The organism is Actinomycetota bacterium, from assembly GCA_018334075.1.
Classification (GTDB): domain Bacteria; phylum Actinomycetota; class Coriobacteriia; order Anaerosomatales; family UBA912; genus JAGXSC01.
Genome location: JAGXSC010000025.1, coordinates 1 through 23,709, shown reverse-complemented (window position 1 = coordinate 23,709; position 23,709 = coordinate 1). Strand labels below are relative to the sequence as shown.

Annotated in this window: 25 protein-coding genes; 12 read left to right on the top strand and 13 right to left on the bottom strand. The window is 58.5% G+C overall.

The features are described 5' to 3' along the window. A partial coding sequence (locus tag KGZ89_03930; GenBank protein MBS3973996.1) for a LytTR family transcriptional regulator DNA-binding domain-containing protein occupies nt 1-405 on the top strand: 405 nt, incomplete at its 5' end. 4 nt (nt 406-409) lie between these two features. Here KGZ89_03930 and KGZ89_03925 read toward each other — a convergent pair. From KGZ89_03925 to KGZ89_03875, 11 genes are read right to left on the bottom strand one after another with little or no spacing between them, the layout of a single operon-like run. Beyond that, nucleotides 410-2,056, bottom strand: coding sequence for a glucose-6-phosphate isomerase (locus tag KGZ89_03925; protein MBS3973995.1), 1,647 nt, complete (start codon nt 2,054-2,056; stop codon nt 410-412). Between the two features lie 29 nt (nt 2,057-2,085). Beyond that, nucleotides 2,086-3,210, bottom strand: a complete 1,125-nt coding sequence (gene hypE / locus KGZ89_03920) for a hydrogenase expression/formation protein HypE (GenBank protein ID MBS3973994.1) — start codon at nt 3,208-3,210, stop codon at nt 2,086-2,088. Continuing rightward, nucleotides 3,171-4,259, bottom strand: coding sequence for a hydrogenase formation protein HypD (gene hypD / locus KGZ89_03915; protein ID MBS3973993.1), 1,089 nt, complete (start codon nt 4,257-4,259; stop codon nt 3,171-3,173). Before hypD ends, hypE begins: the two co-directional genes overlap by 40 nt. Then, nucleotides 4,260-4,511 carry a HypC/HybG/HupF family hydrogenase formation chaperone gene (locus KGZ89_03910; protein ID MBS3973992.1) on the bottom strand — a complete coding sequence of 84 codons (252 nt, stop codon included), beginning with the start codon at nt 4,509-4,511 and terminating at the stop codon, nt 4,260-4,262. It lies immediately after the preceding gene. A gap of 46 nt (nt 4,512-4,557) precedes the next feature. Continuing rightward, nucleotides 4,558-6,927 (bottom strand): carbamoyltransferase HypF, encoded by a 2,370-nt coding sequence (hypF, locus tag KGZ89_03905; protein MBS3973991.1) that lies wholly within the window; start codon nt 6,925-6,927, stop codon nt 4,558-4,560. Between the two features lie 4 nt (nt 6,928-6,931). Further along, the gene (locus tag KGZ89_03900) at nt 6,932-7,582 is read right to left on the bottom strand and encodes a hypothetical protein (protein ID MBS3973990.1); all 651 of its coding nucleotides are present in this window, start codon (nt 7,580-7,582) and stop codon (nt 6,932-6,934) included. Nucleotides 7,583-7,606: 24 nt separating this feature from the next. Further along, on the bottom strand, nt 7,607-7,852 hold the full coding sequence (locus KGZ89_03895; protein MBS3973989.1) for a hypothetical protein: 246 nt from the start codon (nt 7,850-7,852) through the stop codon (nt 7,607-7,609). 12 nt (nt 7,853-7,864) lie between these two features. Beyond that, nucleotides 7,865-8,191: a thioredoxin gene (gene trxA / locus KGZ89_03890; GenBank protein ID MBS3973988.1), complete on the bottom strand. Its 327-nt coding sequence runs from the start codon at nt 8,189-8,191 to the stop codon at nt 7,865-7,867. A gap of 35 nt (nt 8,192-8,226) precedes the next feature. After that, the gene (trxB, locus tag KGZ89_03885; protein ID MBS3973987.1) at nt 8,227-9,174 is read right to left on the bottom strand and encodes a thioredoxin-disulfide reductase; all 948 of its coding nucleotides are present in this window, start codon (nt 9,172-9,174) and stop codon (nt 8,227-8,229) included. Further along, nucleotides 9,171-10,304: a hypothetical protein gene (locus tag KGZ89_03880; GenBank protein ID MBS3973986.1), complete on the bottom strand. Its 1,134-nt coding sequence runs from the start codon at nt 10,302-10,304 to the stop codon at nt 9,171-9,173. Before KGZ89_03880 ends, trxB begins: the two co-directional genes overlap by 4 nt. 4 nt (nt 10,305-10,308) lie before the next feature. Further along, nucleotides 10,309-12,309: a hypothetical protein gene (locus tag KGZ89_03875; GenBank protein ID MBS3973985.1), complete on the bottom strand. Its 2,001-nt coding sequence runs from the start codon at nt 12,307-12,309 to the stop codon at nt 10,309-10,311. 136 nt (nt 12,310-12,445) lie between these two features. Here KGZ89_03875 and lon point away from each other — a divergent pair, with 136 nt between their 5' ends. Further along, nucleotides 12,446-14,842 carry an endopeptidase La gene (gene lon, locus KGZ89_03870; GenBank protein MBS3973984.1) on the top strand — a complete coding sequence of 799 codons (2,397 nt, stop codon included), beginning with the start codon at nt 12,446-12,448 and terminating at the stop codon, nt 14,840-14,842. A 7-nt stretch (nt 14,843-14,849) separates the two neighbouring features. On the opposite strand, the gene KGZ89_03865 is transcribed toward lon, so the two are convergent. After that, nucleotides 14,850-15,422, bottom strand: a complete 573-nt coding sequence (locus KGZ89_03865) for a hypothetical protein (protein ID MBS3973983.1) — start codon at nt 15,420-15,422, stop codon at nt 14,850-14,852. A gap of 103 nt (nt 15,423-15,525) precedes the next feature. Between KGZ89_03865 and KGZ89_03860 the strand changes: the two genes are divergently transcribed. The 5 genes from KGZ89_03860 to KGZ89_03840 all read left to right on the top strand — a co-directional run bounded on the left by KGZ89_03860 (nt 15,526) and on the right by KGZ89_03840 (nt 18,659). Then, nucleotides 15,526-16,200 (top strand): class E sortase, encoded by a 675-nt coding sequence (locus KGZ89_03860; GenBank protein MBS3973982.1) that lies wholly within the window; start codon nt 15,526-15,528, stop codon nt 16,198-16,200. Between the two features lie 13 nt (nt 16,201-16,213). Then, the gene (locus KGZ89_03855; protein MBS3973981.1) at nt 16,214-17,176 is read left to right on the top strand and encodes an NAD-dependent epimerase/dehydratase family protein; all 963 of its coding nucleotides are present in this window, start codon (nt 16,214-16,216) and stop codon (nt 17,174-17,176) included. Further along, a complete protein-coding gene (locus tag KGZ89_03850) occupies nt 17,169-17,720 on the top strand; it encodes a hypothetical protein (protein MBS3973980.1) in 552 nt (183 codons plus the stop codon). Before KGZ89_03855 ends, KGZ89_03850 begins: the two co-directional genes overlap by 8 nt. 144 nt (nt 17,721-17,864) lie before the next feature. Next, nucleotides 17,865-18,086: a hypothetical protein gene (locus tag KGZ89_03845; protein MBS3973979.1), complete on the top strand. Its 222-nt coding sequence runs from the start codon at nt 17,865-17,867 to the stop codon at nt 18,084-18,086. 72 nt (nt 18,087-18,158) lie between these two features. After that, nucleotides 18,159-18,659 (top strand): hypothetical protein, encoded by a 501-nt coding sequence (locus tag KGZ89_03840; GenBank protein ID MBS3973978.1) that lies wholly within the window; start codon nt 18,159-18,161, stop codon nt 18,657-18,659. A gap of 210 nt (nt 18,660-18,869) precedes the next feature. On the opposite strand, the gene KGZ89_03835 is transcribed toward KGZ89_03840, so the two are convergent. Then, nucleotides 18,870-19,058 (bottom strand): 4Fe-4S binding protein, encoded by a 189-nt coding sequence (locus KGZ89_03835; GenBank protein MBS3973977.1) that lies wholly within the window; start codon nt 19,056-19,058, stop codon nt 18,870-18,872. 229 nt (nt 19,059-19,287) lie between these two features. On the opposite strand from KGZ89_03835, the gene amt reads away from it, so the two are divergent. The 5 genes from amt to KGZ89_03810 form a co-directional block, all read left to right on the top strand. Then, nucleotides 19,288-20,607 carry an ammonium transporter gene (gene amt / locus KGZ89_03830; GenBank protein MBS3973976.1) on the top strand — a complete coding sequence of 440 codons (1,320 nt, stop codon included), beginning with the start codon at nt 19,288-19,290 and terminating at the stop codon, nt 20,605-20,607. Nucleotides 20,608-20,638: 31 nt separating this feature from the next. Further along, nucleotides 20,639-20,977: a P-II family nitrogen regulator gene (locus tag KGZ89_03825; GenBank protein ID MBS3973975.1), complete on the top strand. Its 339-nt coding sequence runs from the start codon at nt 20,639-20,641 to the stop codon at nt 20,975-20,977. Between the two features lie 65 nt (nt 20,978-21,042). Beyond that, entirely contained in the window at nt 21,043-22,452 is a 1,410-nt protein-coding gene (locus KGZ89_03820) for a histidine kinase N-terminal domain-containing protein (GenBank protein MBS3973974.1), read from the top strand. Continuing rightward, nucleotides 22,433-23,035 carry a response regulator gene (locus KGZ89_03815; protein MBS3973973.1) on the top strand — a complete coding sequence of 201 codons (603 nt, stop codon included), beginning with the start codon at nt 22,433-22,435 and terminating at the stop codon, nt 23,033-23,035. The genes KGZ89_03820 and KGZ89_03815 overlap by 20 nt, the downstream gene beginning before the upstream one ends. A 118-nt stretch (nt 23,036-23,153) precedes the next feature. Further along, nucleotides 23,154-23,709, top strand: a 556-nt coding sequence (locus tag KGZ89_03810) for a UPF0236 family protein (GenBank protein MBS3973972.1), incomplete at its 3' end; no start/stop codon positions are given.

Here is a 23,709-nt window from a genome sequence, read left to right as displayed (position 1 = left end):
AAGCCGGTAGAGCTCGGCCGGTTGAAGCAGGCGCTAGAGAGGCTCGTTCCTGCCGAAGTTGCCGGTGCCCGCATCGATCGTATACCTGTTGAAAAGGCCGGCAAGAAGCTCCTGGTGCAAGTCGAGGAGATCACTCACGTGATGGCCAAGGATGATTATGCGTACCTTCATACTGACTCCGAGAGGTACCTGTCAACCAACTCTCTAGCGCAGCTTGAGCGAAAACTCGATGCCAGCAGCTTTTTCAGGGTGCATCGGAGGTATCTCGTGAATCTGGCGTGGGTGAAAGAGGTTGTGCCCATGTATGGCGGAACGCTGCTGCTTACACTCTCCGATAGCGCCGCTACGCAGGTTCCGGTTTCCAGGAGGCGCGTTCCCTCGCTGAAGAAGGCTCTTGGCCTGTGAGTTTTCAGCCGAAAGCCGAGCGCAGCGCGTAAGAAAGATGACCTACCATCAGGGGAGTGGCGTCCGGAAGATCCAGGCGCATCACTCGTCGATTGCGCGAGGCCAAAGTGATGAAGTCGCCTTCCGCCTGCGCCCGTTGCAGCGCTCCCAGCGTGTAAGGCTTGCCTGGTATCGGCAGATCTTGACGATCACGCGTGGTTACCACGAGAAACACGCCGCTGTCAGGACCTCCCTTGAACAACTGACCGGAAGAGTGCAGGTAGCGCGGCCCCAGCTCGAGCAGGGCTGGTGTAGCTGTAACTGATGATATCCAGCCAAGCGCAGCGCGTAGCGGGGCAAGGTGCTCATCGGACTCCGGAAGGTACGCAAGAACGCCGAGATAATCGCCTGGACCTATAGCTGCTGCCAGCGGAGCCAAGGCTGTAGCGAGATCATCAGGCGCCCGTGCGCCCGAAAAAGCTCCGGCATACGCCGGCCAGACGCCCTCAAGGTCCGCTATTGCCCTAGGAGCGGAGATGCTTCCGTCCAGCACCTTCTCGGTGGCATCCTTGGCGGAGGACACATCCGGCTCGTCGAACGGGTTGATATCGAGCAGATGCCCGAGAAGAGCGGTCGCATACTTCCAGCGCACAAATTCAGCACCGATCTCCAGTCGGTCTTCGATGACTAAATCGAACAACGGATTTTCCAGCTCCTGAAGCGCAGAGACAGTATCCGTCATCTCGGCGTCTGAAGCGTCCCGCATCACTACGATGGCCCGGTCAGGGCCAAATCGAGACGGCAGAGTCGGCGAGGGCTCAATTACCGGCACCACGCCTTTTCCTTCCTTGCCCGTAGACTCGGCGACGAGCTGTTCCACCCACAAGCCGAAGGATTCCAGCCCAGGCGATGAGATGAAGGTGAGCTTGTCTCGGCCTTGCGCACAGGAGTCGGCTATCCATGCCGCAAGTAGCGCCCCAGGGTTCTCGCTTGGCTGCGACGCACATCGGCTCTCCATGTTACGGGCGCGGCGAAGCAGCTCCTTCAGATCAATGCCAAGCATGGCCGCTGGGACCAGGCCAAATACGCTTAGCGCCGAGAAGCGGCCGCCCACATTTGGCGGCGCGTTGACCGCAAGCCGCAGGACCTCCTTTTGGCGCAGCTTGTGCAAGTGGCTTTCGGGATCTGTTATGACGATGAAGTGTCGCCCTGCTTCGGGAGGCGATAGCCGTTCGTGCATCCACGACCGAAAGATCGCGTAGAGCGACAGGGGCTCAATCGTCGTTCCCGATTTGCTGGACAGCAAGAAATACGTTGTAGATTGGTCCAGGCTCTCGAGTAAGGCAGTGACGGTTTGGGGACACGTGGTGTCCAGCACATGCAGGCGTAGTCCGCCGGGTTGTTCGCCGATGACCCGGTTGAATACGATCGCCGATAATGATGAGCCGCCCATTCCAAGCAGCACGACATCGGTCGCGCCCTCCTCGGCAAGTGTCCGGGTTAGGTTTTCGGCAAGCGGAATTCTTGACTGAGCACGCTCCGCCAGATCCGTCCAGCCGAGGCGGTTGGCTATCCGCTGGCGCTGCTCGATGTCGTGAGTGAATAGGGATGGGTCGCGCCGAATCAGTCTGTCGATGGCATTGCTCTCGATTAGACGTTGCAGCGCGTTCATGCTATTGCTCCGAAGCAGGCACCTTGCAATCAGCAGATTCTCGGCAATTGTTCGCCGACAAGCATGTCCATGATGCGGGTTGACCCGAACGAAGTGCGGACATACACCTTGCCAGGCGAGTCTTGCTCGACTGTGCCAATTATAGCGGCTTTTTCGCCATACAGTGTGCCGCGCATGGCCGCAAGCGCCACTTCGGCCTGCTCGGCCGGGACTACCGCTATCATCTTGCCTTCGTTGGCGACCTGATATACATCGTAGCCGAGCATCTCACAGGCTCCGCGCACCTGGTCTGCAACGGGAACCGAGGTCTCCTCCACCACAATCGACACCCCTGAGGCCGCAGCTAGCTCGTTTAGCGCGCTGGCAAGCCCGCCGCGAGTCGGATCCCTGAAGCAGCGCACTTCCGGAGCGGCTTGCATCACTGCTGCCACCAGATGATTGAGGGGGGCCGCGTCGCTTTGGATGTCGGTGGAAAACGACAATCCCTCTCGCTGGGAGATGACCGCGATGCCGTGATCACCTAAGGTGCCGGAGAGAAGCACCACATCACCCGGCCTGCAATCAGCGCCGGACAGCGCCCTTGTGCCGTTCAGCACTCCAACGCCCGAGGTGTTGATGTAGACTCCGTCGCCGTGGCCTTTTTCGACGACTTTGGTATCCCCGGTCACGATACGGACTTCAGCCTCACTTGCTGCTTCGCGTATCGAGAGCACGATCTCCTTTAGCTGTGAGATTGGAAAGCCCTCCTCGAGGACGAAGCCGACCGATAGACACAGAGGGGTCGCTCCGGATGTGGCAACATCGTTGACCGTGCCGCACACCGCCAAACGCCCGATGTCGGCGCCAGGAAAGAACAACGGGCTTACGACGTAAGTGTCTGTCGACAACGCAATTCTGTCGCCCGAGACGGGAATGACCGCTGCGTCGTCCATACGCTTGAGTTCCTCGTCGTTGAGCTCGTGAACGAACAACTCCTCTATTAGTTTTCTCATCAAAGTGCCGCCACTTCCGTGAGCGAGCATTATTCGATCGGACAAGATGACCCTCCCTTGCTGTAAGCTCGCGCCGCCTTTATGCTGCGGCGAGAAGACATGCCCAGTCGTTTGCCGGTAACCTACTTGCCGTAATCGGTGTAACGATAATATGCAGCGCATGAGCCCTCCGAAGACACCATGCACGGCCCTATCGGATGCTCGGGGGTGCAGCCTTTGGCGAACAGCCTACACTCGAACGGCAGTATGACGCCGCGCAGTACCTCACCGCACTGGCAGCCCTTGATCTCGCGAGGCTCAGGCGGCGTTACAGGCAGAACGTGCATTGCGTCAAAGGCGGAGTAATCGCTCTTGATCGCAAGTCCCGTTCCCGGAATCACGCCGATTCCGCGCCAATCCGCATCGGCTGGCTCGAATACCCGGTTCATTATTTCAATGGCTGCCGGATTGCCTTCAGGCGAGACCGCTCTTGTGTATGCGACTTCTATCTCGGCCCTGCCCTCGGCGACCTGCCTCGAAAGCATCAGGACTCCCTGAAGGATGTCGATGGGCTCGAATCCGGTGATCACACTTGGAACCTTGAATTCTTCGGCGAGGAATCGATAAGGCTGCAGCCCGATTATCGTGGATACATGCCCAGGCAAGATGAATCCGCTCACGGCCACCTGCGGATCGTTGACGAGCGCCCGTAGCGCCTCTGGCACTGTCTTGTGCGCGGAAAAAACCGTGAAGTTGCCAATGCCCCTGCTTTTTGCCTGCACGATGGCAGCGGCAATCGTAGGGGTGGTGGTCTCGAAGCCAACGCCGATGAACACGACGAGCTTATCAGGGTTCCGCTCGGCGATTTCGAGAGCGTCGAGCGGCGAGTAGACGATGCGCACATCTCGGCCGTCCGCTTTTTCATCGGAAAGAGAGGAGTAAGATCCCGGAACCTTCATCATGTCGCCGAACGTTGTAACTATAACGTCTGTGGAGCGTGCGTATTCGATCGCGATGTCGATGTCGGTGTTCGCCGTCACGCACACGGGGCACCCCGGACCTGATAGAAGCGTCAGCTCCTCGGGCATGACCGCTCGGAGCCCGTATTTCGCCACCGCCATTGTGTGGGTGCCACAGACCTCCATGAACTTGACAGGGCCGATAGGTACCGCGGCGATGGCGTCGATCAAAGTTCTTGCGAGCGCAGGATCCCTGAATCTGCCGAGGTCCATTTACCTCTCCTCCACAGGCGGCCCGGAGTCCATTTCGATGACGTTGATAGACTTGAGGATATCGAGGGTTTCGACCGCGTAATCCTCGTCAACAACCTGGATGGCGAATCCTGCATGAACCAAAACCCAGTCACCGAGCTTTGCCTCAGGAGCCAAATCCAGGCTCACGTGACGTATGACGCCGAGGATATCAACCTCGGCCATGTTCAGGTCACCGATACTCTTGACCTGTGCCGGAATTGCAAGACACATCTTTTCCCTTACCTCCCTATGTTAGAACCTGCCACTTTCTGCCGGATTATCGGCTTTCATGCCGAGCTCTTGCGACGACCGCCTGACCGAAAGAAACCGCACCATCATTGGCTGGCAGCCTCAGATGAGTGAGAGGAAGAAAGCCCCTTTCAGTCAACTTTTGCAACGCCCCTTCGAGCACGATGCGATTCATGAATACTCCGCCGGCCAGCGCGACATGCCGGTTGCTGGTGCGCTCTGTGGCAATGTCGGCGAGTTCGACTATAACGCACACAACTGCTTGATGGAAGTACTGCGATATCTCCGAGCGGGGCCTGCCTCGACGCACATCCTCGAGCACACCGAGCAGCACGGGTCGCGGGTCGATGATGAGGACTCCGTTTTCGGCTCTCAGCGCAAACTCGTAAGCGCCGAGCGCCGAAGTATCGGCGCAGGCTTCAAGTTCGATAGCCGCCTCTCCCTCGTATGCGGCGTCGTCTCGTACGCCCGTGATTGCCGAGACTGTATCGAACAGACGGCCCATGCTCGAAGTGAGCGGCGAGTTGATGCCCTGATCTATCATTTTCAACAGAAGCTGCTCCTCGTTTTCGAGCAAGCGCGATCTCAAGGGGTCCGCTCCGGGATGATCCAGCAACCCTGTGGCGTGCAGCGTTCCTATTGCCATGCGAGCTGGTCTTCGTATCGCAGCCGCTCCGCCCGGCATCGGCACGTAGGCGAGATGCGCGATGCGCTCAAAGTCCTCCCAGTCGGCAAGCAGGACCTCGCCACCCCAGATTCGCCCATCGCTTCCAAAGCCGGTACCGTCGAACGCAAGGCCAGCCACAGTCCGGGTTATGTCATGCTCGGCGGTGACCGAAACAATGTGGGCGTGGTGATGCTGCACTCCAACTTTGGGCAAGTCGAGCTCGTGCGCGAACTTGGTGGAGAGATACTCGGGGTGAAGGTCGTGCGCGACAATGCCGGGGTTGATTCGGAATAGCCTGCGATAAAGCTCTAGCGTTTCTTCGAAATGCTCGAGCGTCTCCTTGTTCTCCAAGTCGCCGATGTGCTGTGACACGAAGGCGTTGCTCCCTTTGATGAGGGTGAAGGTGTTTTTCTGCTCCGGACCTACAGCCAGAATGTCGATCGCCGAGGCGCCTAAGAGCGCGATGGGGTGCGGGGCGTACCCTCTCGCCCGTCGGAGTGGCTCCACTACCTCGCTGACCACGCGAAAGACGCTGTCGTCGTAACGGGAGTGGATATCCCGATCGTGCAGGAGGAATGCGTCCGCGATGCGCGACAATCGCGCAAGTGCTTCCTTGTTGTCGATGGCGATGGGCTCCTCGGACAGGTTGCCTGAGGTCATGACAAGCGGTCCTGGTAGCGCCGAGATGAGGAGATGGTGGAGCGGGGTGTAAGGTAGCATCACCCCGATCTCTGGAAGATCTCCGCTGACGGAAGGTGCGAGAACGGCGTCGGGGTTGTTGGTCCGCATCAACAGCACGATGGGGCGCGAGGCGCTGGCAAGAAGGGACTCTTCCTCGGCGCTGATATGGCAATAGCGTCTGGCCGACGCAGTGTCGCGGAGCATGATCGCCATCGGCTTGCCCCATCGGTGCTTTCGTGTCCTTAGAAGCTGAACCGCCGCCTCGTTCGTGGCATCGCAGGCCAGATGGAATCCCCCTAAGCCCTTGATGGCGATTATCTTGCCTTGGTCCAGAAGCGACGAGACCTCGGCGATAATCGCATCGCTGCGCTTCCTCTCAGATCGGATGTCGCGATGAGGACGGGGATCAGTTTCCTTTTCCGGAGTCCACAGGAGGTCTTCGCAAGATCCCTCGCCGCCAGGGATATTCAGGTAAAGCCGGGGGCCGCAAACGAAGCACGCGTTTGGCTGGGCATGAAAACGCCGGTCACCCGGATCTGAGTACTCCTGCTTGCACTCCGGACACATCGCGAACACGCGCATCGTAGTGGCCGGTCTGTCATATGGCACATCGTCTATGATAGTGAAGCGCGGTCCGCAGTTAGTGCAGTTGATGAATGGATATCGAAATCGCCTGTCGACTCGGTCGAACAGTTCTGCCGAGCACAGGTCGCACGTGGCTATATCGGGAGAAACCAGGGTCATCGCGCTCTCGAGCGCCTTTGATTCTTCAATCCTGAAATCGGGGAACTCCTGCGGCGGGATCTCTTCCGTAGAGAGGGTGTCGATAACAGAGATGGGGGGCGCCTCGCTTCGAATGGCGCGCACGAATGCCTCGATATCGGCCGGATCACCTTGTGCGACACAGTGGACCCCATCGCTGGAGTTCAGAACCCACCCTCGCAGGTGATGACGCAGTGCAAGGTTGTAGATGAAGGGCCGAAACCCGACTCCCTGTACGATACCGGTGATGTGTATCGAAATCGCTTTCGTCGCCACATCTCGGCCTATTGGCTCAGTTGCCTTGTGTGTCACCTGATCTTGCTCCCGATCTGACAGCAAACCTGTTGTTGATCAGCACAAAGAGCGCGTAAGCCTGATCGAGGAGCTCCATTGCGGTCGCCGAGTCCTCCTCGGTGAGCGCTTCTTGCGGACCACGAAATGGCGAGTCATGGATGAAGGCGTTGCGGGCTTTCCTGAGCTCGCGCCACCTTCTGGGAAACTCGCGAAAACCCAGCTCAGCCGCCGCCTCCTCGAACTCCTCCCCGGTCAGGGTCGGAAACAGACGGCCTATCCGCGCGCCGATCGCCCTTTGGGCATCAAGCACCACTTCACGCACGTTTACGGTGGCCCCCTGTGCGGTGAGAATCCGGTCGATGATGTCTTCCAGAATGGACTCCAGAAACGTCTCGGCCAGGATGACCACGATTTCGGGCTCCCCGTCATGGTGGTACTTGCGAATCCTCGCATCCAGGCGCCTGAGGCGGTCGGTGGGAAAGACGCGTCTTCCGTCGCCATACGCCGAACAGACAGGACAGACGATCTCGTGATTCCCGAATCGCTGATCGGCCGTCAGATACCCGCATTCCGGGCACTCATAGTATGTGGGGGCTCCACCGCTTCCGCGCCTGTGGGTAGCCGTTTTTGGCGCACGATGCTTTTTCATCTTGGCAAGAGGCGCGAAGTCGCGTTAGTACCGGCGCACTTCGACGCCACTGCCGGATCCCTCCAGCGAGTCCAGGGCCGCCTCAAGCTTCGCTCTCGTTTCGCCGAGAAGAATCGTGGCTTGAGCAAGATAGGTGCTGGCATCGTGGATCGAGGCGTGATCCGCAAGATGATGAAGCTGCTCGAGCCACTGCTGTGACATGGCCAGGGCGCCGTCAGATTGCTCTATCATCATGCGCAGCTGTTCGGTATTGAGGCCTTTTTCGCACATATTTGCCCCCTGTCAGGATATCCAGGGGGAGAGCTCTTCAAGCAGCTTCTTTTTTGGCAGGGCGCCTACGAGCTTCTTTACAACCGCGCCATTGGCGAAGATCAGCAAGGTCGGGATCGACAGAATGTCATAACGGGTTGCGGTCCCCGGGTTTTCGTCGACATTGAGTTTCGCAATCTTCACTTTGTCGCCATGCTCCGCGGCGATTTCGCTGAGGATTGGCTCCATCATGCGGCATGGGCCGCACCACGGGGCCCAAAAATCGAGCACTACAGGTTTATCACAGTTGACGACATCGGCATCAAAGCCAGCATCAGTGACCTGCACTATGTTTCCCATCTAGCCTGTCTCCCTTCGAGCGGCAAAAAATCCTGTCAAATGGAACATACCCTTTCGTCAATATATCTTACTGCCTCAAATGCGGAAGAGGCACCTTTCGCCGCAGCTGTAATAACCTGCTTGAGCTCAGAGTCCGTGACGTCTCCAGCCGCGAACAGTCCCGGCCAGGAGGTTCTGCCATCGTGGTCCACTCGAATGTACCCTCCTTCATCAAGATCCACCAGTCCGTTTGCAAGATCGTTTAGTGGGTTGATTCCCACAAAGATAAATACCCCATCGAGTGGTAAAGCAATATCCGGTTCACCTTTGGTGGAGGCCAGCACGACCGATTGAACCCTTCCATGGTCGCCCTGGATCTTCTGAACCGCGCGACTCCACTGGACCTCGATTTTTTCGTTGGAAAAACATTTCTCCTGAATGCAGCGAGTCGCGCGCAGTTCGTCTCGCCGGTGGATGACGTAAACTTTGGTGGCGAACTTCGTGAGGAACAGGGCTTCCTCTATCGCCGCATCTCCGCCTCCCACAACCGCGACGGCTTTGTCTTTGAAGAGCGCTCCGTCGCAAGTCGCGCACCAGGAAACCCCGCGGCCGGTGAACTCGGCCTCCCCAGGCACGTGCAGCTTGCGTGGCACGGCTCCAGTGGCAAGTATTACAGCTTTTGCCAGATATCGTTCGTCCTCGGATGTTGTGACAATAAAGTCCATTCCCTCTGGCTCGATCTTGGTGACGGAGATGAACGGCTTGATCTCGGCGCCGAACGCCTCGGCCTGAGCGTGCATCAGTTCGCCGAGGTGTTGACCCGAAACACCATTTGGAAATCCGGGGTAGTTTTCAACGAAGTCAGTGGTGATTATCTGGCCGCCCGGGATCCCTTTCTCAAAGACTACCGTCTTTGCCCTGGCCCTTGATGCATAGAGCGCGGCGGTAAGGCCGGCTGGGCCGCCCCCCACGATAGCTATGTCCAGATGATCGGTATAGCTCATAACGCGTCTACCTCCGTGGGTTGGGCCGGCAAGGGATTTCCGGCTTCTTCGGCTTCCTGGCGCAGCTGCTCCAAGGCGGATACTGCTTGCTGCCTGAGAGCGTGATCGGGCGAGTCGGCTGATGCGCTGGTCAGGTCTTTGACTCTGAGCAGCTGAGCCTCTGCTCCAGCGTAATCCTTTCGGCCTCGCCAATAGAAGATGCCGAGGTTGAAGTTCGCACTAACATGCATGGGCTCTATCTCCAGGCCCTGAGTGACCTCCTGTATTGCGCGGTCTGTCTGGCCCATGACAAAGTACTGCACCGCGAGATCCGTCCGCGCACTGACGTCATCGGGGGTGATCGCGAGGTATTGTTCGTAGTATCTGATAGCCAGTCGACCCCACCTGGGATCTCCGGTTCTTTCTCGGAGTGCGTAGTAGTAGTTAGCCATGTCAAGAAGCGCCTGCGTATCTCTTGGGTTACGGTAGAGCGTTTGCAAATCCTCAAGAGCACTGCGTTGATCGGGAGCCAGTAGTTGCAAGAACTCCTCGGGAACGCCAGTGGCGGCTGCTTGCGGGGTGATTATTCGCGATCCGTACACAGCTAGCAGCAGTACCGCGACAAAGACCGCGATAGAAATAGAAAGGATGCTGATAGGGACTCGGTAGCGTTGTATCGGACGCAGGAAGTAACGCTTTATCGGCCCACCGTCTGTTACATCGCGGTATCTTTCTACCGCGATGGCCAGGGTTTGTGCCTTGAGGAGCATGTTCAGATCGTTCGTTACCAGTGTCAGATCGGTGCACCCTTCCTGGCATGCAAAGAGCGTAACCGCGAGGATCCGATCGTCAACGTTCCTGTGAGAGAGCCCTTCGGGCATCGGGGCATTAGAAGGCAGCGCCAGCACTCTAAGGGTTCCACCGTCGGGCAGCGGCACCCCCTGCGCAAGCGAACCATCTTGAGATAGCTCGAATATGATCCGGCTTACCTCGCGGCCACGAAACCGCAGATCCGGGTCGACCCTTGAGGTCTTCAATTTGTCCAGCTCGCCCAAGACCGGTTCGGGGATGATTATTGCGGCATCGGGATAAGCGAAGACGGCACCGGGGTCGGTGAGCAATACGTTTGTGTCCAATACTATTGCGCGCACGGCATCATCTTTCGAGGTGTGTTGACTGCTCGGTAGTTATGGTATCAGTAAGCTGGGAGCGGCGTACCCTTCTGTATATAAATAGCAACAAGGCTACCAACACTAAGGTGACGCCTCCGATGATTGCTAGACGATCCAGGTAAGAGGCCCTCACGGTCGTGTTTCCTTCGGCAATCAAGATGTCATCAGCCCAAATTTCGACCCCCAAGCGCCCAGAGATGGAAGATTGGAGATCTACCGGCACGGTCAGAAAGTTCTCCTGTGGTCTGACCTGGAGAGTTCGAACCGGGCTATTTGTGGCCAATCCTTCGGCGATGGTTCGTACCTGCAGCTCAAGCTCGGTTTCTGAGTTGTTGACTACGGTGAGCGGAACCTCTCCGACGGCCGAGCTAAGCGTCAGATCCGAAGGAGCCGAGATGGTGATCGCATCGAACAACGTCCGAGAGTGGCGCACAGCCGCATCGGCGAATGCAAGTCCTCGGTCGATCGCCGCCCAACGCCCATCCGAGCCTGCCCACATCTGACTTTGGGCGATCAGTGAGGCGCGGGTGGAGGCCGCTGACAGGGGATGCCCGGTGGGTGTTATCGACATCAACGCCGCTGAGTATCTTCTGGCTTCCTCGACTGCATCCCAGTACCCTGACCTGACACCTGCTGTCATCGCGACCTCATCTACAAGGGCGACAGTCAAAGCAGGGACGTGATTTGCTGCTTCATCGGCGGATGAAAACGAAACCCACGGAGCTCCAAGCGCCGTTTCGATGAAGTCTTCCAGTTCTCGTGTATCGACGGGTCGGCCGCCGCCGAGGTCGACGGTAACGGTGACAGGTGTGGTCGGCTCATCGGAGATAGCTCGTGCGAAGATCGAATCTATGGCGTCTGCTATATCTCCGGCAGCCAGGTGAGTGGTGATCGCAGGCTCGGTCAGTAAGACCCGCATGCCCTCGCTTTCGTATACCCCGGAAGGCGGCGTCGACTCAGCGGAGATCAAGCTTTCAGGACCAAGTACCGAGAAGCGCATATGGCTTTCCTTGAGTGCCGCGATTCCCTCGGCGGGCAGTAGATCGCTCGGCATAACCGCGCCTGCGACGGGTGTCGCCTCGAGTGTGGCGGCGTACACCGATCGGCCCAGGCTGAAGTGGTGCTTCAAGTCGCCGAGGCGGCCGGTGGCTTGCAGCCCACCGATATCAGGCGACGAATACGGAAGCTCAAGCAGCTCGAGGCGTCCGGTTCCAATTGCGCGCTGAAGCAGACTCAAGGCCTCAGCATACGAGCGAGAGGAGGGGTCGGTTGCCGGAACGGAGATGACCTGCTCCTCGCGCAAAATCTCGTAGCCCTGGGCGATTCGGTACCACTCATCGAGCAGCATCGGCGGGATCGCCAGCGACACTCTAAACTCGGGCCTGTTATTGACGAGGCGTGCCAGAAATTCAACATCACTGCGAGCGCGTGGTACCTGCGCTGGATCGAAGAGAAAGCGTCCGTCGGCGTCGGAGGTCGGGGCGCCGTTTATTCTTGCGATGAGCACCAGCGGAGTGGCGGCGGGATTGGGCTTGTGTACGAGTAGCCGGTCACGAATGATCCACTCGCGTGTAGTGGTGGAGTCGGATCTTACTCTAAGTTCGATAGGGTATATGCCGGGGGCAAGCCCGAGGTCTCGAAGTCCTCTTTCGAATCCGATCGACACAGTGCCCGTTGGAAGCTCGCTTCGCACCTCGGTTTTCTGGTAGATAAGTCTTCCTGCGGGAGAGCGCATCTGCAGGCGGGCCTCCAGATAGCTTGTAGGCAGGTCGATCGTGATCGATGCGGTGGCGGCGAGTGAGCCGTCAACTGGCGCGGATAAGGACCTCGCCTCGAGCCTCACCAGGCCATTCTCGGCAGTCAATAAGCGAGGCCCCGCATATGCCAGATCACAGCCGGCCACGATAAATATCGCGAACGCTACTGCGGCAACGACACGAATGCCGTACTCTGATATCAGTCGGAATACACCGTCAAATCCCATGCTGAAACTCCCGAAACGCAAGATCGTCCAATTTCTGGCTACGCTGTTCGTGTACTGTAGAAGCGAGTGTCGTACCATAAACTAATAGCTCACAGTTATTATTGCACGACAAAGATACGGAAGGAGCCGGTTCTGAATGTCACAGGAAGGCAGCTCGCATCAAATCCCGGAGATACTGCCGCTTATACCGCTGCGGGATCTCACTCTCTTTCCAAATCTGGTTGTGCCGCTGTTTGTAGGCAGAGAGCGTTCGATTCGGGCGCTTGAAGAGGCAATGCGGGGCGATCACCTGGTCGCTCTTGTCACTCAGAAGCGCGCCGAGACGGTAGATCCCTCATTTGAGGAGTTGTATGAGATCGGCTGTGTCGCCACGATCATGCAGGAACTCAAGTTGCCCGACGGGACCGCCAAGGCCCTCGTGGAAGGCCGACAGAGGATCCGCATCCTCGAATTGGTGGCTTCTGAGCCGTTCATGCAGGCAAGAGTCGAGTTAATCGAGGAGACAACCGAGGCCGACGTCGAGGTCGAAGCCTTGATGAGGGCACTTATCACCGACTTCGAAAAGGCTGGCGAGCTTGGCAAGCCGGTTCCGCTTGAGATGATGATGGCCACCTCGGCTATCGGAGAACCGGGACGTCTCGCCGACTTCGTGGCGTTTCATCTGAATCTGAAAGTCGAGGAGAAGCAGAAGATTCTGGAGGCGATGGATCCGAAGGATCGGCTGGAGATCGTCACACGGTACCTCGGGAAGGAGCTTGAGCTTCTTGAGCTGGGGAGCCGGATTCAGGATCGAGTCAAAGACCAGATGACGCAGACGCAACGCGAATACTTTCTGCGCGAACAGCTCAAGGCGATCCAAAAGGAGCTCGGTCATTACGATGAGATTCAAGCCGAGATGGACGAGTATCGCGAGCGTATCTCGGCGGCCGTCATGCCGGAGAAGGTCGAGGAAAAGGCGCTAAAAGAGCTTTCCCGACTCGAAAAGATGCCGCCTGCGAGCGCGGAGACCAGCGTTATACGCACATACCTGGACTGGCTGATCGGCCTGCCGTGGAACAAGGAGTCCGAAGAGAAGCTCGATCTTGTCTCGGCGCAAGAAGTACTGGATGAAGACCATTATGGGCTGGAGAAGGTCAAGGAAAGAATCCTTGAGTATCTCGCCGTACACAAACTCACCTCCCACATGCGCGGCCCGATCCTGTGCTTCGTAGGGCCACCGGGAGTGGGCAAAACCTCTATCGGCAAATCCATAGCGCGATCGCTTGGGCGGGAGTTTATCCGCATGTCTCTAGGAGGCGTCCGTGATGAGGCGGAGATACGGGGCCACCGCCGCACCTACGTGGGCGCGCTGCCGGGCCGCATAATTCAGTCGATCAGTCAGGCGGGTACGAAAAACCCCGTGTTCATGATGGACGAGATCGACAAGGTAGGTATGGATTTTCGCGGGGATCCCACCAGTGCGCTTTTGGAGGTGCTCGACCCGGAGCAAAACTCCGCTTTCCAGGACCACTACTTGGAGGCGCCATTCGATCTGTCGAACACGATGTTCATCACCACTGCCAATCTGCTGGATCCGATTCCGCCCGCGCTGCGCGATCGCATGGAGGTAATCCACTTCCCGGGGTACACGGAGGACGAAAAGTCTCGTATCGCCGGCGACTATCTGATCCCCAAGCAACTCAAGGAGCACGGGCTTAGCGCAGCCAAGCTAGCGATCGGCGATGACGCGGTGCGTGAGATGGTTCGCCGATACACTCGCGAGGCGGGAGTTCGCAATCTCGAGCGGACGATCGCGATGGTGTGCCGGCAGGTGACCCGCAAGGTAGTCGAGGGGAAGAAGGGCAAGACGAAGGTCACCAGCAGGACGCTGCACAAATATCTCGGGCCTCCCAAATTTTCATACGGTCTGGCCGAGGAGAAAGATGACGTCGGGGTGGCCACAGGGCTGGTCTGGACAGAGGTAGGCGGCGACGTGATCTTCATCGAGTCCACCAAGATGAGGGGGAAGGGCGGCCTGACGCTGACCGGGCAGCTCGGCGACGTGATGCGCGAGTCCGCTCAAGCCGCGCTCTCGTACATCAGGACCAGAGCCAGCGAGCTTGGACTCAATCCCGATTTCGCCGAGCAGTTTGACGTGCACATCCACGTGCCTGCCGCCGCGATCCCCAAAGATGGACCTTCCGCCGGCATCACGATGGCCACCTCGCTGGCCTCGTGTTTGATAGAGTGCCCGGTGCGCCGGGACATCGCGATGACAGGGGAGATCACCTTGCGCGGGCGGGTATTGCCGGTAGGCGGGATAAAGGAAAAGCTGCTCGCCGCTCACAGGGCGGGGATCACTACGGTGCTGGTTCCAAAAGAAAATGTGCGCGATCTCGATCTATTGCCCGAGCCCGTTCGCAACGACCTCAATATCATCGCCGTGGGATCGATGGACGAGGTGCTTCGCCACGCACTGGTGCATAGCTGCTTTCAAAACGGGCTCAAAGGTGGCAATGGTTCTGGGCGCCGACGGCGCGTCCGGGGTCACTGATTGCAGATTACCGAGCGTAACTCGACGCGTTTTCCGGCGGGATATTCTCGCCCCAATCGATGCGGCTGTTATCTCTCCAGTCGATGATGTGCCATACCTCGTGATTGATGATTCGCTCGAGGGAGGCGTCATGGTTGGGGCAGATGACTATCCTGCCGCTCTTGTAATAGGCTATTGCCTGAAAGCCCCGGGCGTCGCCGAATTGCACCGTGACGCCCTGAAGGATCGGGTAACGAGCCTTGTAACTCGCCAGAATGGCTTGAGCGTTTTCGGATTTGCCTTGAGAGGGGAGCGTGACAGATCCGGCGCCCCCCGTGGATCTGACTTGCACTGGCCGAGGCTCAGCAGCGCTTGCCTTGACTGCTGGTCGACTACCTACGACAGCCGCTACCGAATCCAGTTCTTTTGCGATTTTCTCGACGGTCTTCGGTGCCGGCGTTGCTTTCAGTTGAGGATCGAAGGCTATCGGCTTGATCTCGAAAGCTATTGTCGCCAGCGCAGGAGTCGCGCCTGCGGCCAGGGCGAAGATCATCAACAAAGCAAGTATACGAACTATCGTTGAACGTGAAGCTACTTTCATTTGCACACCTCGGGCTTGGGGCGGGGATATCTTTCATATCAGGTATCGGCATCTTTGCCGCCTGACTATAAACTGTTGCATTATGCGGTTATCAGGAAGTGCCTTGAAGGATAGCTCTCACGCCGGCAGGTCTTTTGGCTGGCGCACAGTGGCGCACGCCGGAGGGAACCTGCTCATCGGGGCGGCGCTCGGGCTCTTTGGCTACTACGGCATCACAAACATTGCGGCCAATCTCGACCAGCAGGAGCTTCGAGCGGAGTTCGACCCTGCTTTGCCGCCGATCCTTGATAACGGCGATGAAGATCGGCCAGCTATCGATTTTTCCGATTGGCGCAGCTTGGACGCCGCTTACTGGCAGGGGCAATCTGAGGGTGATCCGTTCGGCAGGCTCGTCATCGACGCCATCGGCCTTGACCAGATCGTCGTGAAAGGGCACACGCGAGAATCTCTGAAGCGCGGGCCGGGGTGGATCGACTATACCGATCTTCCGGGGCCAACCGGCAACAGTGGAATTGCCGGTCACCGCACTACTTTTGGCTCGCCGTTCCGTCGAATAGACGAGCTTCGCCTCGGCGACACGATCGAGCTTTACTCCCCCTATCGCGTTTATGTTTATGAGGTGACCGAGTCTTTCAGGGTCACGCCGGACAGGGTAGATGTTATGGAAACCAGGGAGGAGCCCCGCTTGACGCTCTCGGCGTGTGATCCACCCTACAGCGCTCGATACCGCTTGATAGTTCATGCCGATCTTGTTAGTGTCACACGACTACAACAGTGAGCAGGGGGTTTGTATGCGCGTGCTTGTCACCGGTGGCGCAGGATTTATTGGAGCCAATCTCGTCGAAGCTCTGATTAGGGATAACGAGGTGGTCGTTGTCGATGATCTGTCTACCGGGTCTGCGGATAACGTTCATCCGGATGCGCGGTTCGCGCAGATGAGCATACTCGACGAGAAGTTTCTTGCCGAGGTGGCTTCGTTCAAGCCGGACAAGGTGGTACATCTTGCTGCTCAGGCCAGTGTCGGCGCCTCAATCGTCGATCCCCACAATGACTGGCTTGTCAACGTCGAGGGCACCAAAGCGGTCGCCAGAGCCGCCCGAAGCTGCGGGGCAAGAGCCGTCATATCCGCCTCCTCGGCAGCTGTATACGGCACTCCTGCTGAACTGCCGATATGCGAGTCTCGCCATAAGCTACCCACAAATCCTTACGGCAGATCCAAGCTCGCTGCCGAGGAGGTGCTGGCGAGTGAGCTGTCGAGAACGGGAACTGATTTCGCAAGCTTTCGATTCTCGAATGTGTATGGCCCGCGTCAGAGCTCGCAGGGAGAAGGCGGTGTAGTGGCCATCTTCGCTTCCCGGCTGGTCAGAGGAGAAGAGCTGGTGGTTTTCGGTGACGGCTCGCAGACACGCGATTTCATTTTTGTCGCGGACGTGGTGGACTCGATATGCTTAGCTCTCAAGACCGAAACGAGGTTGTGCGAGGGAGGCGGCGATGGTCCGGCGTACAACATCTCCACAGGCACTCAGACGAACATTACTCAACTTATAGATGCTTTGTCACAGATCAGCGGGGTAGAGGCTAAAGTTTCGCATGAGCCGGCGGTTCCGGGCGACATCAAACACAGTGTGCTGGACGCGCGTAAAGCCGACAGCATCTTTGGATGGGAAGCTCGCATACCCTTTGAGACCGGTCTTGAGGCCACCTACGCATGGTACCTGTCCTCTGTATCGGCGCCCACCCCAGGCGATGAGTGAGAGCAAAGATACTAACCTAGGCAAGCTCTATGCCGAGAAGGTGCGCGCCGAGCTTGAGGAGGTCGAGAGGGAGTTTAGCAGCTGGAATTTCTGTGCCTCGGAAGGCAACCCGTTAGCCACAGTTCTGCTGGTGAAGGGTCAGGCGGGGCCAGCGGAGCAGTGTGGCGGCCCTGCGCTGTCCGGACCCGATGGTGCCGCCGCCGCCAAGGCCCTGAAGGCTCTCGGGTTCGCCGCGGACTCTGATTATCGCGTCATGTCGCGCCCCTTGGGCGACGCTTCTCCCGCAGACGCTATTCACTCCAGGCTTCTGCTGCTGATTCAGGTTATCGATCCCTTGGTCATAATAGCCTTGGACAGCTGCGCAGCCGCCGATCTAGCTGGCGCGCTGGAAGCAGCTCTACCGCCAACAGGGACTCCCGTGCAGATTCATGGAAGAACCATACTTGCACTCCAGGGGTTGGAGGACTCTCTTGGTGATGAGCGTTCGAAGAGGGTTGTCTGGGAGCAGCTAAAGCAACTCTCTAGCGACAGCCGATCAGGCTAGGAGCCGGTCACGACAGGATGGAGCGCGCGCTGAGTGGTCACAGCCAAGCGTATGGGGTACCGTTATGCATATGTACACTCGAGGTAAACATGTACTCAATCTGAATGAACTGACGTTCGTCGAACGCGTTGCAGGGGGGATCGCATGAGCCAGCGCTACGACCGTCTGGTCGCCAAGCTTCGGGAGCTCTTCCAGCTCGACCAGCCGGAGCTGGACTTCGGCATCTACCGCATCCTCCATGCCGACCTCATCTACGTCAACGGCGGCAACAATCTCGAAAACCTTAAGAGCGTCGATGACCGGTGGAAGGTGCGCCTGATCGAGGAGGAGCTCTTCCGGCTCATGTTCGACTTGGAGGACGTGTGATGGGGGCGGTTCACTATCACGAAGGACGATTCCCGCCGCAAGGAATAGATTGGGAGAGGCTCATCCCGCTGGTTGGTCCGTCTTCAGCTCGTGGGCCGGATGATCATGCCGCTCTTCATGTGGCAGGTAGGGCTTATCCATCGCCCGATCTTCTACATCAGCGCGTACTTCGACGCGCGACGTGACGAGTATCTCGACCGCCTATTTGCGGTATCGCGGGACGATGACTGGACCGGCTGGTGCGCATTCTTCCTCGAAGCGGTGCGCGTGCAGGCGGAGGATAACCTCGCGCGCGCGACTTCGATCATGCGGCTCTACGAGGAGATGAAGGTGCGACTGCCTGAGCTCACGCGGTCTCCTCAGGTGATAGGCGTACTGGACTTCATCTTCCAGTCGCCCGTGTTCTCGAAAAGCGACTTCGTTCGTAGAGTGGGGGTCTCCGAGTCCGCTGGGCGTCGGCTGCTGAGAGTGCTCAGCGATGACGGAATCGTCGGGGAGGTCGAGGCCGCAGCTGGTACTCGTCCGGGCATATACGCCTTCGATGATCTACTTGACGTCGCAGGGGGGGAGTGAAGACGTGGGGGCACTGGAAGCGAGACTCTCGACTCTTGTGCGGCACATATTCTGCACAAGTGACGCACAAGGTCGCTTGACCGTCACAAGTGACGCACTAGGCCAAGGGCATTGTGTTCCGAGAGGACCCCAATTACATAAGTAAGATCCTCAAAGGCCTCTTACGAACAGGGTGACTCGGCACATGATCCGCTTCTGCAGCCGACCAGGTTAGTCTTCCTCTATCTCCTCGATCGCGCCCATAGGACACTCTTCCATGCAGGCGGCGCAAGCAGTGCAATCATCGTCATTTACTGCGACCGCGGTGTCTCCGACGATCTCTAAAACGCCTTCAGGACATGCATCTACGCAGATGCCGCATGCAGAACAGTCATCCGTACTGATGATCGGCCGAGGCATACCGTCTCCTTCTTAGTGTCGCACGGTTTGTCGCGAGACACTTTATCGGCGTGGCGGCTTGATGTAAAGACCCGGTTTTGCCTCTGTCGCAGGGAGGATTACCGATATATCAATCCACACGGGAGCATGTATCTCAGAATTCTCCTGCGCGTAACACGGTCGAAACACACAGATGCGACTCTGTAGCAGTGGCCGATTGGGGCTGCCAGACAGAGGAGGCGTGGAATATATGGAACTGCAGGTAGCGCTTGATACCATCTGGGTGCTCATTGCGGGGATGCTCGTGTTCTTCATGAATCTCGGATTCGGACTTGTGGAGTCGGGCTTCACGAGGGCGAAGAACACCGTCAACATCATCTCCAAGAACTTCATAGTCTTTGCCGTATCGACGATCGCATTCCTAGTCATCGGATGGGGATTGATGTTTGGCGACGGGAACCCGTTCATTGGACTTGAAGGGCTCTTCTTCTTAGGTGGAGCTGACAATAGCCCAGCGACCGGTGATGCGTATCAAGGAGTGTACTCGGCACTGAGTTGGGCTGGTGTACCGCTCATGGCGAAGTTCTTCTTTATGCTCGTGTTCGCCGGGACCGCGGCTACTATCGTCTCGGGCGCTGTTGCCGAGCGCATCAAGTACCACTCGTTCATCATCTTTTCGTTTCTGCTTGTCGCATTTGTCTACCCTATCGTGGGTCGCTGGATCTGGGGTGGCGGCTGGCTTGCGGAGCTAGGCTTCTGGGACTTCGCCGGATCCACCGTGGTTCACTCGGTGGGCGCATGGGCGGCGCTCGCGGGAATCATCGTGCTAGGACCACGCCTAGGCAAGTATAAGGATGGCAAAGTGCATGCGATCCCCGGTCACAATATGACCTCGGCTATGGCTGGCGCCATGATCCTGTGGCTCGGCTGGTTTGGATTCAACGCAGGTAGCACCATGGCCGCCCAGCCCTTCGCGATCTCGCACATAGTGGTCGCCACGGCCATAGCGGCGGCCTCCGGCGCCATCGCCGCGACAATCGTCGCATGGATCGTACTGCACAAGCCGGATATTGGCATGACCATCAACGGGATGCTCGGCGGACTCGTTGGCATCACCGCAGGTTGCGCCTTCGTCAGTACGAGCAGTGCCCTTATCATCGGCGCGATCGCCGGCGCGATCATCGTTTTCGGCGTGCTGCTTCTCGACAAGCTGAAGCTTGATGACCCGGTTGGCGCACTCGCCGTTCACGGCATGGGCGGCATCTTCGGCACCTTGGCTGTCGGTCTGTTCGCCCAAGAATCGATCTATCCCGGTACCACCGGTAACGGCCTGTTCTTTGGCGGCGGCTTTGATCTGCTGTGGAGCCAGATGATCGGTGTCGCAGCCGTGGGCGTTACGGTCTTCGGGGCCTCACTCTTTATTTGGCTTGCGATCAAGGCGATCTGGGGTGTACGTGTCAGCGCAGAAGAAGAGATCGAGGGTCTCGACATCGGCGAGCACGGGAACCGGGCATACCCCGACTTCGTGCAGAGCGACACCTCGTACTCTGTAGCTCGCGGTAGGTACTGAACACTCAGCATGAGGAGAAAAGGAGCTAATCATGAAGAAGATCGAAGCGATTATTAAGCCTTACAGACTCAATGAGGTCAAAGAGATGCTCAGCGCACTCGGGGTGGTCGGCATGACCGTGACAGACGTGCGCGGGTATGGGCGCCAGATGGGCCACACCGAAGTCTACCGAGGCGCAGAGTACGCCGTGGATTTCATACCCAAGGTCAAGATCGAGCTCGTCCTCGACGACGCGGTCGCGCAGTCGGCCGAAGACGCGATCATCGCTGCAGCCCGTACCGGTGAGATCGGCGACGGCAAGGTGTTTATCTATGATGTCGAGGGCGCGGTTCGCATCCGTACCGGCGAGCGGGGGTCGAAGGCGCTGTAGTTCGCCGGCATGGATCCCGCATCGTCAAATGACATGCAATCCGCGAGAGTGCGATAATTTTCTACATGAGCATAGCGGATAGCATAGCAAATAGGTTTCCTCCGGCCGCCGCAGAGCACGTCCATAACGTCGCGCAGAATTTGCAACTCGTTGCAGATCTGGGATACGGAGATGTGGTTCTGCTTGTGCCTAACGAAGACGGGCAGCTGGAGATCGTGGCTGACGTTCGGCCAATGACGGCTGCTGCCGCTGTGCCGGTCTCAAGGGTGGGCGGAACGGTGGATCGGAACGAGGAGCCAGAGGCGTACGACGCCCTTGACTTTGGACTCACCGTCTGTGGATCCCGTTGCCGAATACGCCGCGGCGTCGAGTTTACGTCCACCGCCTATCCGGTTGGGCCGTCCTCGCGTCCTTACGCCGTGGTCGTGAGATACCTCGGGAAGAGTGTCGCTGAGGCGCCAGGGAAGATGGAGGTCGCGTTCATGCGGCTGGCGGTGTTCGTCCTCGAGAGGCTACAGCGAGGTCCGATCCCCGATCTTCACACTGGGGAGCCATATTCCACCACTCGCCTTGCTGGTGATGGGGTCATCGAGGTGGATTCTGGCGGTACAGTCTCATACGCAAGTCCCAACGCGGTGAACATCATGCGGCTCGCCGGAGCCGAGGGCTCCCTTAGCGGCGCGCCTGTCTCGGCGCTACCCGGCGGTGCGACAGCGGTCGTTCCGGTGCTGGGCAGCACAGCAGCTCGCGAGATCACGCTTGAGGTGGCAGGCAGGTCGCTTCGCTACCGCACCATAGCGCTCTCGGAAGGCGCACTCGTTTTGGTGGAGGACGTCACTGAGGCTCGCCGTCGGGAGCAGGAACTGCGGGTCAAAGAAGTGACGATCCGTGAGGTGCACCATCGCGTGAAAAACAACCTGCAGACGGTCGCCTCGCTACTGCGCATTCAGGCAAGGCGAGCCACGAGTGAGGAGGTGGCCTGCGCGCTCAACGAGGCGGTCGAGCGGATATCTTCGATGGCGGTCGTACACGAGATGCTCGCCGAGTCCACCGAGGAGTCGGTCGACCTGGCGGCGGCGGTACGCAAGGTCGTGGACATGGTCACTCGCGGGCTTGCCAGGTCTGATGCGGTGATAGAGTTGAGGGTGGAGGGCGACACGGGACTGGTTCCCGCATCCATCGCGACCTCGCTCGCTCTGGTTGTAGCCGAACTCGTACACAACGCCATTGAGCATGGCATTGGCTCAAGGCACACCGGTTCGGTTACGGTCACGATGCACAGGACGCCAAACGAGTTGACACTCTCTGTTTGGGATGACGGCTGTGGTCTACCCCCGGGATTCTCGCCAGATTCGTCGTCCAATCTCGGTCTGGCTATCGTTCGGACCATCGTCGAGGATGACATGCGTGGTACCCTGTCCTTCAGCACGGAGACAGGCATGCTTGTCTCGGTCCATGTTCCTGTTACGAATTGAGGAGCAATCATACGTGCGCGTACTGATCGCTGAAGATGAAGCCTTGATACGGATGGACCTCAGGGAGATGCTTGCCGAGGCGGGGCACGAGGTCGTCGGTGAGGCACGAGACGGAGCCGAGGCCCTCACCCTCACACGAGAGCTCCTTCCCGACATCGTGTTCATGGACGTGAAGATGCCGGGGATGGATGGGCTTGAGGCCGCGCGTGTAATCGCCGAGGAAAAGATCGCCCCGGTAGTGATGGTCACTGCATTCTCGCAGCAGTCGCACGTTGACGAAGCAGCTAGTGCGGGAGCGATGGCTTACATAGTCAAGCCGTTTCAGAGGCGTGACATCCTGCCTGCCATGACGGTTGCAGTTTCTCGATTTGCGGAGGCCCGGACTCTCGAGGCCGAGGTAGATGACCTAACTGAACGACTGGAGATGCGTAAGGTGCTAGACCGGGCCAAGGGGGTGCTGATGGCCAAGGGGATTACAGAGCCCGAGGCGTTCCGTCGCCTTCAGAAGCTCGCGATGGATCGTCGGATGTCACTTCGGCAGGTGGCCGAGGCGGTCGTGCTCGCAGCTGAGGCTGAGGAGTAGAAGAGGCGAGCGCGTAAGGTTTCGGGGGGCGGGAGCCCCAAGCACGGTCTTGAAGTAAAAGAACGGGTTTCCCTCTAATCTTGGTGTGTCGAATACCCAGAGAAGGAAGGAAACCCGCATGCACGATGATACCGCGCTATTGAAGTCGCTTCTGGTTGGCCTGTGTTTTGACCACATCGTCCGGTTCGAGGACTTCGAACAAGTCGAAACGAACTCGCTGCAAGACGTTCTCAGGATGTTGGCCGATGCGATGTCTGAGGCTCTTGAGATCTTCGACGAGCGGCTGTTCGTCGACAAGCCGAAAGACTGGCGTGTCAAGGATTCCCGCCCGAGGACCGTTCTCACCGAGTTCGGCGAGGTGGCCTTCACCCGCCGCATCTACCTCGACCAGTTCGGGGACCGGCGCACCCATCTCGACGAGATCGTGGCGCTGCCACAACGGAAGCGCCTGTCGCCGGGGGCATTTCGGGCGCTCGCGCTGTTTGGCTCAGAGATCCCCTACGAGCGCGCGGCCCGCGCACTCTTCCGGCACTGTGCAGCAGACGTGTCGGCGATGACGACGATGGGAGTGCTGCGCGAGACAGGCGATCTGCTCGAGACCGAGGCCGAAGGGCGGCGCCGTGACCTGTTCGATCACGGGTTGCTCCCTTCCGCGTTGCGCGAGAGCGAGGAGA